Below are 13,355 nucleotides of genomic sequence, written 5' to 3' on the forward strand. Positions count from 1 at the left end.
GAACCCGAGTATAGCAGCGCGTGCGAGCAAAAATCCTGAAGAAGTATTCAGGATGCAGTGCAGCATAAATTCGTACCATGGCGGCCGTAGCTTCAGGGAGAACCATCATGAAAAATACCAAACACACTGTCGCGGACCGCCGCTGGTCCCGTTTCATCCCCGGCCCGTTCCTGCTGGCCGGCCTGGTCGCCGTGGGCCTGATCGCCTGGGGCGCGCATGGCATGCACGCCATGCAGACCGCCAATGCTGCCGCGCCGGCACCCCCTGCGCCCGAACTGGTGCGCGAAGCCGACGCCATCGTCGTGCCGGCGACATCGCCGCTGCGCCGCACGCTGGTCGTGGCGCCAGTTCAGTCGCAAAGCCTGGCCGCGCCGTTCGTGCTGCCGGCAACGGTGGAAGCCGATCCCGCGCGCCTGGTGAAAATCACCACGCCGATGGCGGGGCGCGTGGTACGCCTGGAGAAGCAGCTGGGCGACGCGGTAAAAGCCGGCGACATCCTGTTCGTGATCGACGCCCCCGACCTGGCCCAGGCCGGCGCCGATGCGGCGCGCGCCCAGGCGGCATTGACGCTGGCAGCGAGCAGCCTGCAACGCCAGCAGGCGCTCGACCACGAGCAGCTGACGGCACGGCGCGACCTGGAACAGGCGCAGAGCGACTACGCGCAGGCGGCCAGCGAGGCTGCGCGTGCCGCCGCCAGGCTGCGCCAGAGCGGCGTTCCGCATGGCGGCGACGTAAATGGCGGCACACTGGTCGTACGCGCCCCGATCGCCGGTCGCGTGGTGGAACTGTCCGCCGCGCGCGGCATGTACTGGAACGACGCCACCGCGCCGTTGATGACGGTGGCCGACCTGTCTCACGTCTTCGTCGGCATCAATGCCCAGGAAAAGGACCTGGCCCAGGTGTATGTCGGCCAGGCGGCCAGCGTCCGCCTCGACGCCTATCCCGAACCGTTGCAGGGCGCCGTGCGCTACGTGGGCGAGATGCTCGATCCCGATACCCGCACCGTCAAGCTGCGGGTGCCGTTCGAAAATCGCGACGGCAGGTTAAAACCCGGCATGTTCGCCACGGCGACCTTGAGTGCGCGCGCGCGTCCGGCCATCCTGGTGCCGTTGACGGCCGTGGTGCAGGGCGGCTTTGCCAGCCGCGTGTTCGTGGAAACGGCGCCGTGGCGCTTTGCAGCGCGCGAGGTGACGCTGGGCGCGCAGGTGGGCGACAACGTCGAAGTGCTGTCCGGCCTGGCGGCAGGCGCGCGCATCGTGGTCAAGGAAGGAGTGCTGCTCAATGATTGATCGCATCGTCCACCTGTGTTTCAAAAAGCGTGGCATCGTCGCGCTGATTTTTCTCCTCGCCACCCTGTATGGGGCCTGGTGCTGGACCCAGCTGCCGCTCGAAGCCTATCCCGATATCGCCGACACCACGTCGCAAGTGGTCACCCAGGTCAACGGCCTGGCCGCCGAGGAGGTCGAGCAGCAGATCACGATACCGCTCGAACGCGAAATCATGGGTACGCCCGGCATGCACGTGATGCGCTCGAAATCCACCTTCGGCCTGTCCCTGATCACCGTGGTGTTCGAGGACGGCGCCGAAGATTACTGGTCGCGCCAGCGCCTGCAGGAGCGCATTGCCGGCGTCACGCTGCCGTACGGCGCCCAGCCGTCGCTCGATCCGCTGACATCGCCGATCGGCGAGATTTACCGCTACACGCTGGAGTCGAAGTCGCGCAGCCTGCGCGAGCTGTCCGAATTGCAGCGCTGGACCGTGGTACCGCGCCTGAAACAGGCGTCCGGCGTGGTCGATGTGACCAACTTCGGCGGCGTGACCACACAGTTCCTGATCGAGTTCGATCCGGCCAGATTGAGCAAGTACAGCCTGTCGCTGGCGCAGATCACAGCAGCGATATCGGCCAACAACGCCAACGCCGGCGGCAGCATCCTCACGCGCGGCGAGCAGGGCATGGTCGTGCGCGGCGTGGGCCTGATCCGCAGCCTCGATGACCTGGGCAATATCGTGGTGGCGCAAAAGGGCGGGGTGCCGGTGCTGATCAAGGACCTGGGCACGGTCACGCTGGGCCAGCAGGAACGCCACGGCATCCTGGGCAAGGACCATGTGTCGGATACCGTCTCGGGCATCGTGCTGCTGTTGAAAAACCAGAACCCGTCGCGCGTGATCGCCGGCGTGCACGAAGCAGTGGCCGACCTGAACGACCACCTGCTGCCCAGGGATGTGAAAGTGGTGGCGTACATGGACCGCAGTTCGCTGGTGGAAGCGACCGTGCACACGGTCGGTAAAACGCTGATCGAAGGCGTGGTGCTGGTCACCTTGGTGCTGGTGCTGTTCCTGGGCAGCGTGCGCGCGGCGCTGATCGCGGCCGCCGCCATTCCCGTATCGCTGATGACGGCCTTCATCCTGATGCACCACTTCAAGGTGCCGGCCAACCTGCTGTCGCTGGGCGCGATCGATTTTGGCATCATTGTCGATGGCGCCATCTTCGTGCTGGAGGCGATCCTGCGCCGGCGCGAAGAGCAGCCGGAAGGACTGCTGGACGAAGGCGAAGCGCTGGCCGCCACCAGCCAGGTAATGAAGCCCACGCTGTTCGGCATGCTGGTGATCATGGTGGCGTACCTGCCGCTGTTCGCGTTCCAGCGCATCGAGTACAAGCTGTTCTCGCCGATGGCGTTCGCGGTAGGCTTTGCCTTGCTGGGCGCCTTGCTGATGACGATGATGGTGATCCCGGGCCTGGCCCACTGGGCCTTCCGCAAGCCACGCAAGATTTTCCATAACCCGCTCTTGGGATGGCTGATGCCGCGCTACGAAGCGCTGCTGCAACGGCTGGTCGGCAAATCCAGGCTGGTGCTGGCGCTTGCCGGCGCCACGCTGGCGGCGGTGGTGCTGTTGTGCGGCGCCATCGGCCGCGACTTCCTGCCGGCGCTCGATGAAGGCTCGATCTGGCTGCAAGTGACGTTGCCACCGGGGATTTCGCTGGACAAGGCCACCCGCATGGCGAACGCCCTGCGCGACGCCACCCTCAAGGAGCCGCAAGTGGCCCACGTGGTCACGCAACTGGGCCGCAACGACGAGGGCACCGATCCGTTTACGCCATCGCACATCGAGTGCGCGGTCACGCTCAAGCCTTACGACCAGTGGCCGTCAGGCATGGCCAAGCAGGACCTGGTCGATCGGCTGGCTGCGCGTTACCGCGACCTGCCCGGCACCGACGTCGGCTTCTCGCAGCCGATGATCGACGGCGTGCTCGACAAGCTGGCCGGCGCCCACAGCGACCTGGTGGTCAAGGTGTATGGCGACGACTTCCAGCAGACCCGCAAGCTGGCCGGCGCCGTGGAACGCCTGCTGCGCACCGTGCCCGGTGCGCAGGACGTGATCATCGACCAGGAGCCGCCGCTGCCGCAGGTGCGCATCGATGTGGACCGCGCCGCCGCTGCGCGGCTGGGCATCAACGTGGCCGACGTGATGGCGCTGATCCAGACCGGCATCGGCGGCAGCCCGGTGGCGCAGGTGTACGTGGGCGACCGCAGCTACGACGTGGCCGCGCGCTTTGCCGGTGCCGCCCGCAGCGATCCGCAGGCGATCGGCAACCTGGTGCTGACCAGCCCCAATGGCGCGCACGTGGCGTTGTCGCAGGTGGCCCATATCGGCATGGCGCAGGGCGAGACCACCATCACCCGCGAGATGAACCGCCGCCACCTGACCGTGCGCACCAACCTGCGCGGGCGCGACCTGTCGTCCTTCCTGGCCGAGGCGCAGGGCCGCATCGCGCGGGAGATTCCGTACGACCATGCGCGTTACCAGGTTACGTGGGGCGGGCAGTTCGAGAACCAGCAGCGCGCCCAGGCGCGCCTGGCGGTGATCGTGCCGGCAGTGCTGGCGCTGATGTTCGTGATGCTGTTCTCGGCCTTCGGCAACCTGCGCCAGCCGGGGTTGATCCTGCTGGTGGTGCCGCTCTCGCTGCTGGGCGGCCTGGTGGCGCTGCAATTGCGCGGCATGACCCTGAATGTGTCGTCGGCGGTGGGCTTTATCGCGCTGTTCGGCGTGGCGGTGCTCAACGCGGTGGTGATGCTGTCGAATCTTAACCGCTGGCGCTTGCTGCTGCCGGACGACCTGCGTGCAGCCGTCATCAGGGGTGCCAGCGAGCGGGTGCGCCCGGTGCTCACCACCGCCACCGTGGCCGCGCTGGGTCTGGTGCCGGCGGCGCTGGCCCATGGCCTCGGCAGCGACGTCCAGCGCCCGCTGGCCACCGTGGTGGTGGGCGGCCTGGTGACCGCCACCGCGCTGACGCTGGTGCTGCTGCCGGCCCTGTATTACCTGATCGAACAACGTATGAAAAAGGAAGCCGCATGAAAAAAGTGATTGCTGCCCAACTGGTCGCCATCGCGCTGGCCATGCTGATCGCCGGCTGCGCCGCCGGTCCCGATTTCGTCGCCCCGGCCGCACCCACGGTGCAGCGCTACACGGCGCAAATACTCGACGGCGAAGCTGCGCAGCCCGGGCATACCCAGAAACTGGCGGCAGGCCAGGAGGTGCCGGCGCGGTGGTGGACCAGCTTCGGCTCGGAACCGCTCAATGCACTGGTGGCTGCGGCATTGGCCGCCAACCCGGACTTGCAGGCCGCGCAGGCAGCGTTGCAAGCTGCGCGCGAAAACGCCGCCGCCCAGCGAGGACTGTGGTGGCCGGACGCCACGCTGCAGGTATCCCCCACGCGCCAGCGCGTTGCCGATACGCTGTCGAGCCCCACGGCTGCCGGGGCCAACCTGTACTCGCTGCACACGGCGCAACTGAACGTGGGGTACTCGCCCGACGTGTTCGGCGGCGTGCGGCGGCAGGCGGAGGCGGCCCGCGCCCAGGTGGACGTGGCGCGCTACCAGGGCGATGCCGCGCGCCTGACGCTGGCGGCCAACGTGGTGCTGGCCGCCATCAGCGAGGCGGCGCTGCGCGCCCAGCTCGACGTCACGCGCGAGCTGGCGGATTTGGCCCGGCGCCAGCTCGATGCGACGCGCGCCATGCAGCGGGCCGGCCAGGTCGGCAGCGCCGACGTGGCGGCGCAGGAGGCGGCGCTGGCGCAAGTGGAGGCCGGCGTGCCGCCGCTGGAAAAGCAGGCGGCCCAGCAGCGCAACCTGCTGGCGGTGCTGGGCGGGCGCACGCCGGCCGACGGCGCCGGCGCCGCTGCGCTGGACTTCGACAGCCTGGTCCTGGCCGGCACGCTGCCGGTGAGCGTGCCGGCGCGGCTGGTGGAACACCGCCCCGACATCCGCGCCGCCGAAGCGCAACTGCACGCGGCCAGCGCCCAGGTGGGCGTGGCCAGGGCCGCTCGCCTGCCCAATATCGCCTTGACCGCCACGCTGGGCAGTTCGGCGCTCGATGCCGGCACGCTGTTCAAGTCGGGGGCAGGGTTCTGGAGCATTGGCGCGGACCTGGTGCAGCCGCTGTTCAAGGGCGGCGCCTTGCGGCACCAGCAGCGCGCGGCAGAGGCGGCGTACACCCAGGCGTCGTTCCAGTATCGCAGCGTGGTGCTCACCGCTTTCCAGAATGTGGCCGATGCGCTGCACGCGGTGGATGCCGATGCGCGCGCGCTGCGTAGTGCGGACGCCGCCGAACAGGCCGCGCGCCGCAGTCTCGGCATCGCCCAGCGCCAGTGGCAACTGGGAGCGCTGGCCTACCCGGCGGTGCTGCTGGCGCAGCAGTCGTGGCAGCAGGCCAGCGTGGCGTTGATCGCCGCCCGCGCCGCACGGTATGCGGACACGGTGGCGCTGTTCCAGGCGCTGGGCGGCGGCTGGACCGATGATCTCCAGGTCGCTAGCGCTGGCCGTCCCTGACGAACAGCGCGGTGGCGATGCCCACCGCGCACAGCGTGATCACGTACCAGGCTGGCGCCAGCGGCTGCACCTTGAGCATCAGCGTGACCATCACCGGGGTGAGGCCGCCGAACACGGCGTAGGCCAGGTTGTACGAGAACGACAGGCCGGAGAAGCGCACCGGTGCGGGGAACGCGCGTACCATCACGCTCGGCACCACGCCCACCACGCCGACCGCAAAGCCCAGCAGCGCATACAGCGGCAGCAGCAGGTCGGGGCGCACCTTCACCGTGGTGTAGAACCCGTAGGTGCAAACGGCCAGCAGCAGCGCGCCGCCGATCAGCATGCGGCGCGCGCCCAGGCGGTCGGCCAGCACGCCGGCCACCACGCAGCCCATGGCCAGGCACAGGGTGGCGGCGGTGTTGGCCATGAGCGCGGTGCGGGCATCGAAGCCATAACCCTTTTGCAGCAAGGTGGGCGTCATCAGGATCACGACCACGATCGCGGCCGACAGCATCCAGGTGAGCAGCATCGACAGCACCACCGCGCCGCGATGCTCGCGCAGCACGGCCTTGAGCGGCAGTTCGGCGGCCAGCGCCTTGCGCTGTTTCAGCTCGGTGAAGACGGGCGTCTCGTGCAGCCAGCGGCGCAGGTACATCGCGCCCAGGCCGAACACGCCGCCCAGCAGGAAGGGCAGGCGCCAGCCGTAATCGAGCACCTGCTGTGGCGTGAACACGCTGTTGATCCCGGTGGCCATCAATGAGCCGAGCAGGATGCCCATGGTGAGGCCTGCCGTAAGCGTGCCGCACGCGTAGCCGATATGGCGCGCCGGCACGTGCTCGGACACGAACACCCAGGCGCCCGGCACCTCGCCGCCCACCGCCGCGCCCTGCGCCACGCGCAGCATCAGCAATAGCAGCGGGGCGGCCAGGCCGATGCTGGCGTAGGTGGGCAGGAGGCCGATCAGCAGCGTGGGCACGGCCATCAGCAGGATCGACAGGTTGAACATTTTTTTGCGGCCCAGCAGGTCGCCGAAATGGGCCATCACCATGCCGCCGATGGGGCGCACCACGTAGCCGGCGGCGAAAATGCCGAAGGTCTGGAACAGCCGCATCCAGTCCGGCATATCGGGCGGGAAGAACAGGGCGCCGATGGTGGTGGCGAAAAACACGAAGATGATGAAGTCGTAGAATTCCAGCGCGCCGCCGAGGGCGGCCAGCGCCAGCGTCTTGTAGTCCTGGCGGCCCAGCGGGCGCGCGCTTGCCTGAGAGATGTCCAGCATCGAAAGGTGTCTCGCTATTGTTGGTTGAACAGTAGCGCCATTCTAGACGGAATCGGCTCAGGTCCAGAAATGCGACAGGTCGCCCAGGTTCCAGGTGTCCGGTTCTTCGTAGCCGGCGATGCCTTCGGTGCCCTGGTCGTGCATCAGGTCCAGCGTTATGGGCGGGATGTGCATGTCCTTGCGTATCGAAAAAAACACCCGCACCACGGGCGCCAGCAGCGAGCGGCTGTTATCGACCACCACCGCCAGTCGCTCGGAGCGCAGCCGCACCAGGGTGCCCAGCGGGTAGATGCCGATGCACTTGACGAAGGCGGCGAACACCTGGGCGTCGAGGTGGCCGCTGCGGGTCCATTCGGCCATGCGCCGCAGCGACACGGCAGGGCTCCAACCGGCCTTGTACGGACGGTTGGAGGTGATGGCGTCGTAGATATCGCAGATCGCACCCATGCGCGCATGCAGGCTCAGTTGATCGCCGCGCAGCCCGTGCGGATAGCCGGCGCCGTCCACCCGTTCGTGGTGGTGCAGGCACACGTCCAGCGCCACCGGGTGCACATTGCCCGACTTGAGCAGCAGCGCGTGACCGGCCAGCGGATGCTGCTTGACGCTGGAGAATTCGTCGTCGGTCAGCTTGCCCGGCTTGTTGAGGACCGCAACCGGCACGGCCATCTTGCCCACGTCGTGCAGCAGGCCGGCCATGCCGCACTGGCGCACCTCGTCTTCGTCCAGGCCTAATTGGCGCGCCAGCGCCACCATCATCGCGCACACGGCCACCGAGTGCAGATAGGTATAGTCGTCGGCCTGCTTCAGGCGCACCAGGCTGATCAGCGCACCGGTATTGCGCAGCACCGAGGCCGAGATATCGTCCACCAGCGGCGTGGCCTGGCCCACGTCGATCAGGCGGCCCATGCGGATGTCGCCGAACATGGTGGTCAGCGCGCGGCGCGACTGGGCGATGATGCGCGCGGCGCGCGCCAGTTCGTCGGCGGTGCCGGTGGTGGGGCGTTCGGAGCGCTCCGGGATCGACCGCGTTTCCGCTGCCGCCACCGGCGCTGGCACTGCCGCTGGTGGAACGACCGGTGTTGGCGCGGCCAATGCCGGCGCGATCACGTCAGAACCCTTGCTGGTGTCGATCCAGACCTGGCGCACGCGGCCGCCCTGCAGCTTGGCCAGGTCGAGCAGGGATTCGATGGTGAACGAATTGCTCCAGAAAGGATTGTCGAACCAGGAGCCGCACACGGCGTGGACGTGCATGCCGAGGGCAAGCTGTTCGATGGTAATTTTCTTAAGCATGTAAATTGGTAAATTCGTTATATTCACTGATTGTGACAAATATACGCTAATTTTCCTTGGTGATACATGATTGTTTAGTGATTTTTGGTGAGAATGTTACGTATCTGTAATGGTGCAGCGGCGGATGGCTTCGGCAAACGCGGTGGCGGTGAAGGGCTTGGTGAGGTAGCCATCGGCGCCTGCCTCCAGGCAGCGGGCGCGGTCGCCGTCGATGGCGTTGGCGGTGAGCGCGATGACGGGCGTGCGCGGCCAGCCGCTGGCCGCTTCCTGCGCGCGCAGGCGCCGGCAGGCTTCGTAGCCGTCCATTACCGGCATCATGCAGTCCATCAGCACCAGGTCGTAGCGCCGCGCGGCCAGCGCCTCGAGCGCCTGCTGGCCATCGTGCACTTCATCGGCCGTCCAACCAAGCTTGCGCAGCAGGATGCGCGCCAGCTGGCGGTTCATTTCCGTGTCTTCCACCAGCAGCGCATGGCCTGCCGCCGCCGGCACGGATGCGGAGACCGGGTCCGGTGCGGGCTCGCTGCCGGCCGCAGGCTTTGGTACCAGCCGTGCCGGCAGCTCGAAGCTGAAGCTGGAGCCCTGGCCCGGCGCGCTGGTGCAGTGGATGGTGCCGCCCATCAGTTCCACCAGGTGCTTGCAGATGGCCAGTCCCAGGCCCGTGCCGCCGTAGCGGTTGCCGATGCTGCTGTCGGCCTGGCGGAACGGCTCGAACAGGTGCAACTGCGCCTGCGGGCAGATGCCGATGCCGCTGTCGGTGACCGTGTAGCGCAGCCGCCACTGCCCGCCGTCCGTGCCGGCGGCCGGTGCAATGGCCTGGAAGCCGATGCCGATGGCGCCCGACGGGGTGAACTTGATGGCGTTGTTGAGCAGGTTGCCCAGCACCTGGCGCATCCGCGCCGGATCGCCTTCCACGAGGCCCGGCAGGCTGTCCACATCGACGGTGATGCGCAGCTGCTTGCGCTCGGCGCTGGCGCGGTGCAGTGCCAGCACCTGGTCGATCAGCTGGGCCGGCGCGTAGGCTTGCCGTTCGAGCTGCATGTGGCCCGCTTCAACCTTGGAAAAATCGAGCACGTCGTTGATGATGTGGAGCAGTTCCAGCGCGGCCTGGTGTACATTGCCGGCATAGGTGCGCTGGGTGGCGTCGAGCCGGGTGTCGAGCATCAATTCGCTCATGCCGATGATGCCGTTCATCGGCGTGCGGATTTCGTGGCTGGTCACGGCCAGGAAGCGCGACTTGGCGGCGTTGGCGGCGTCGGCTTCGGCCTTGAGGGCCAGTGCCTGGCGCGCATCTTCCTCGCGGCGCTTGAGCAGGAAGGCCATCAGCACAAAGGCTACCAGCACTGCGATCATGCTGGGCAGGACCACCGCGCCCAGCATGCGCAGGTTGTTGCGCCAGCCCGCCAGCAGCAGGTCGTCGGTGATGGTGGCGTTGATGATCAGCGGGTAGTCGCGCACCACGCGCACGGCGCCCATGCGGGTCACCTTGCGCATGCCGTCGGCCACGCGCGCACTGCTGGTGAGCACCACGTCGTGCTGCTTGCCGGCGGCAATGACATCGTACGTGGCGCCGCCCAGGTTACGCTTGCCCATCATCGCCTCGCGCACGGGCCAGCGCGCCAGCAGCGTGAAGTCGCTGCGGTACAGCGAGATGGCGGCGTGCTCGCCCAGGCTGACGTTGCGGAAAAACTCGCCGAAGAAATCGCACGACACGCCCACCAGGATTACGCCGGCGAAACGGCCGGCATCGTCGTTCAGGCGCCGGCTTACATAAAAGGTCCAGGTCTGGTTGCCCTTGTTGCGCACCGGGGTGGAGAGGAACGGCTTGGGCGAGTCGCTCTGCGCGTGGTGCACAAAGTAGTCGCGGTCGGCCAGGTTGATGGCCGGCGCCGGGTGGCTGCGGGTGAAGTTGATCACGTCGCCGTTGGCGGCAATGATGGTGGCCACGCCGATCTGCGGCGACACGCTCATGCGGTCGCGCAGCGCCTGGTACATGCGGGCGCTGCCGAAGGCTGCCCGGCGCGCGGCCGGCGACGGGCCGGCCGTGCGGGCAGCGTCCGCGACCAGCGCGTCTATGCTGTCGAGCACCTGGTAGGTGGAGGTCATGGTCTGGGCGGTGTTCTCGGCCAGGACCAGGGTGAGGTTGTCCAGTTCGTCGCGCCAGTCGGCGATTTCATGGACGTACAGGCGCCAGCTCACCAGCGCGGTGGTCACCCCTAGCATGGCCAGCAGCACCACGCACACGATGACGGTGGCGCGGCGCGCGGTGAGGGCGGTCCAGCGGCGCCTGGCGATGATCATGGCAGGCCGCGCCTCAGTGCTGCGGCACCGCGCGCACGATGCTCTGAGTGACTTCGCGCATCACCAGCGCGAGCAGCGGCGACAGCTCCGCCTGCGCCGCATCGAGTGCGCAGCCCTGGCGCGCGGCCGACTCGTGGCGTTGCAATTGGCTCGACAGTTCGTTCGCCCCGATCAGCATCGCCATGCCCTTCAACGCGTGGCTGCTGGCGGCGATGGCGGCATGGTCGCGCCGCGCGAACGCCTGTTCCAGGCGGGCGAACAATCCCGGCGCATGCTCGAGGAAGGTGTGCGACAGCGTGATGAACGTACCGTGGTCGCCGGCCGCTTCCATCAGCACGGTGGGGTCGATGCTCTGGTAACGGTACGGGCTCATTTTGCGGCCCGCACGAACTGGGCGCAGCCGGCGCGCAGGTAGCCGCGCAATTCGTCGTAGTTGACCGGCTTGCTGAAGAAGACCACGCCCGGCGGCAGGCCGCCGCGCGCGTCGAGATCGGCCTCGCCCAGCGCCGAGACGATGGCAATGTGCATGGGACGCAGTTGCGGGTCGTTGACGATGGTGTTCAGCAGTTCGTAGCCGTCGATGCCGTCCATGACGATGTCGGTGACGACGATGTCAGGCTGGCGGCGCGCCACCTCCAGCAAGGCCTGGTAGCCGTTTTCGCAGAAGACCAGCTGCGCCGGCAGGTTCCAGGCGCCCAGGTGTTTCTGGTACAGGGTGCGCTGCATCGGGTTGTCTTCCACCACCAGGATGGTCGCTTGCTCGCGGCCCGGCCGGCGGGGCGCCGGTGCCGTGGGCGCAGCCGGGGTTGTGCCACCCGCATGGCCCTTGTACGCCAGCACCGCCGTCATCGGAATGCGGCGATGGCCGCCCCGGGTTTTCCAGGCATCGATGGCGCCCGATTCGACCAGTTGCTGGACCGAGGAAACCGACACGCCGAGAATTTCGGCGGCGCGCTGGGTGGTGCAGACTTCGTCGTTTTCAGTTACAGATTTCATTACAAGCAACTACCAGCAATCAAGGAAATTCGAGATTATCGGTAAAAATCATTTTAATCAATGAATTTGTGGATTTTAGCGGTATTTGGTGAATTGGCGTGTATATGGCGTAGAATCGTTGAGCGGGAGACAATAATTAATTCAATTCATGACGATGTCACATTCGGCTGCTAGCCTGTGCGCGATCATGTTCGGCTGGAGATGGAAGCGAATGGCAACGGAAGCAATCGCAAGCGCGCAGCTGCCCACGGGCGGACTGGCGGGGCAGCGTGACGAATTCACCGCCGCCCTGGAGCGCATCCTGGCCAGCCAGGCGTTTTCGCGCAGCGGGCGGTTGACGGCATTCCTGCGCCACGTGTGCGTGTCCGCGCTCGACGGTCAGGAAAAGCAGCTCTCCGAGCAGCGCATCGGCACCGCCGTGTTTGGCCGCCCCGACCACTACAATCCGTCCGATGACACCATCGTGCGCAGCACGGCGCGGCTGCTGCGCCAGCGGCTCGACCAGTATTATGACAACGAGGGACGCACCGAAGCGTTTCGTATCGCCATTCCGCGCGGCGCGTATGTGCCGGTGTTCGTGCCAGTGCCCGCGCCGCACGCCGCTGACGATCCCGCAACATCGTTCCCCAGCGCTGCCATGCCGCCGCCCGCCACCGGCCCTGCGCCCGCCGCCATGCCGATAGCCGCGCATGCTGCCGCCGTCGAAACCAGTCGCTGGCAGCGCTGGTGCCGGGCGGCGCTGGCGCCCGCAGTGATGCTGCTGGTGCTGGCCGCCATGACCGGCCTGTGGTGGCAGGCACGCGACGATGCGGCGCATGGTCCGGCGCAGGAAGCGAGTGCGCGGTTCTGGTCCACCATGCTGCCGGCCGACCGCGATACCACGCTGATCGTTTCCGATAACGGCCTGGTGATGTACCAGGGCGACACCCGCCGCGAAGTGCCGCTGGCCGACTACATTGCCAATCGCCCCGGCGCGGCGGACACGCCGGCGCTGGAGGTGGAGCGCTACAACGCGCGCCGTTACACCGGCATGTCGTCGGTCACCCTGGCGGCGGAACTGGGCAAGCTGGCCAGTGCCGCACCGCAGCGATATCACGTGCGTTTTTCACGGGACGTGAAACTGGCAGACCTCAAGCACGACAACACCATCCTCGTCGGGGTGGAGCAGTCCAATCCCTGGTGGGCGCTGTATCGCAACCAGTTCAATTTTCACATCGACTGGGACAGTGAAACGGGCGATTTTCTCATCCTGAACGACCAGCCGCGCAACGGCGAGCGCGCCCGCTATCCGTTCTCGGCGCGCGACCCGGCACGGCGCGGGTACGCGCTGATCGGCTTCAAGCGTAACCTGAGCGGCGACGGTCACACGCTGCTGATCGGCGGCACCACGTCGGCCGGCACCGACGCCGCCATCGAATTCATGATGAACCCCGCCCAACTGGCGCCGTTGATCCGGCAGGCGCAGCGCGCGGATGGCAGCATCGGCAACTTTGAAGTGCTGCTGCAATGCGTGTTGCAGGCCAACGGCAGCACCGATATCGCGGTGCTGGGAACACGGGTTGCGCCGCGCTGAAAACAGCGGTGTTGACTGCGTTTTTCACGGTGAGATTTGACCGTGAAACGCGCCACGCCGAGTAGCGCCGACCCTACACTCGATTCCGACCGCAGCAGGCATTCCAGCC

At 67.2% G+C, this 13,355-nt stretch carries 9 protein-coding genes; 4 read left to right on the top strand and 5 right to left on the bottom strand.

Annotated elements, in window-relative coordinates:
* Positions 1 to 107: 107 nt before the first annotated feature.
* Genes F8197_RS01090 through F8197_RS01100 form a run of 3 tightly spaced genes read left to right on the top strand, consistent with a single transcriptional unit; the run spans position 108 to position 5,828 of the window.
* The gene (locus F8197_RS01090; protein WP_152879296.1) at positions 108 to 1,289 is read left to right on the top strand and encodes an efflux RND transporter periplasmic adaptor subunit; all 1,182 of its coding nucleotides are present in this window, start codon (positions 108 to 110) and stop codon (positions 1,287 to 1,289) included.
* Entirely contained in the window at positions 1,282 to 4,356 is a 3,075-nt protein-coding gene (locus F8197_RS01095) for an efflux RND transporter permease subunit (RefSeq protein ID WP_152879299.1), read from the top strand. Before F8197_RS01090 ends, F8197_RS01095 begins: the two co-directional genes overlap by 8 nt.
* Positions 4,353 to 5,828 carry an efflux transporter outer membrane subunit gene (locus tag F8197_RS01100; protein WP_152879301.1) on the top strand — a complete coding sequence of 492 codons (1,476 nt, stop codon included), beginning with the start codon at positions 4,353 to 4,355 and terminating at the stop codon, positions 5,826 to 5,828. The genes F8197_RS01095 and F8197_RS01100 overlap by 4 nt, the downstream gene beginning before the upstream one ends.
* Here F8197_RS01100 and F8197_RS01105 read toward each other — a convergent pair.
* The 5 genes from F8197_RS01105 to F8197_RS01125 all read right to left on the bottom strand — a co-directional run bounded on the left by F8197_RS01105 (position 5,809) and on the right by F8197_RS01125 (position 11,673).
* Positions 5,809 to 7,089 (bottom strand): MFS transporter, encoded by a 1,281-nt coding sequence (locus F8197_RS01105; RefSeq protein WP_152879303.1) that lies wholly within the window; start codon positions 7,087 to 7,089, stop codon positions 5,809 to 5,811. The genes F8197_RS01100 and F8197_RS01105 overlap by 20 nt on opposite strands.
* 57 nt (positions 7,090 to 7,146) lie before the next feature.
* Complete coding sequence (locus F8197_RS01110; RefSeq protein WP_152879305.1) at positions 7,147 to 8,379, bottom strand: HD-GYP domain-containing protein; 1,233 nt, start codon at positions 8,377 to 8,379, stop codon at positions 7,147 to 7,149.
* Positions 8,380 to 8,475: 96 nt separating this feature from the next.
* On the bottom strand, positions 8,476 to 10,677 hold the full coding sequence (locus F8197_RS01115; protein WP_152879307.1) for a hybrid sensor histidine kinase/response regulator: 2,202 nt from the start codon (positions 10,675 to 10,677) through the stop codon (positions 8,476 to 8,478).
* Between the two features lie 13 nt (positions 10,678 to 10,690).
* Positions 10,691 to 11,050, bottom strand: a complete 360-nt coding sequence (locus F8197_RS01120; protein ID WP_056146418.1) for an Hpt domain-containing protein — start codon at positions 11,048 to 11,050, stop codon at positions 10,691 to 10,693.
* Complete coding sequence (locus F8197_RS01125; RefSeq protein WP_152879309.1) at positions 11,047 to 11,673, bottom strand: response regulator; 627 nt, start codon at positions 11,671 to 11,673, stop codon at positions 11,047 to 11,049. Before F8197_RS01125 ends, F8197_RS01120 begins: the two co-directional genes overlap by 4 nt.
* A gap of 211 nt (positions 11,674 to 11,884) precedes the next feature.
* Here F8197_RS01125 and F8197_RS01130 point away from each other — a divergent pair, with 211 nt between their 5' ends.
* A complete protein-coding gene (locus F8197_RS01130) occupies positions 11,885 to 13,246 on the top strand; it encodes a hypothetical protein (protein ID WP_152879311.1) in 1,362 nt (453 codons plus the stop codon).
* Positions 13,247 to 13,355 lie beyond the last annotated feature (109 nt).

This window comes from Duganella sp. FT27W (assembly GCF_009295655.1).
Taxonomy (GTDB): domain Bacteria; phylum Pseudomonadota; class Gammaproteobacteria; order Burkholderiales; family Burkholderiaceae_D; genus Rugamonas; species Rugamonas zoogloeoides.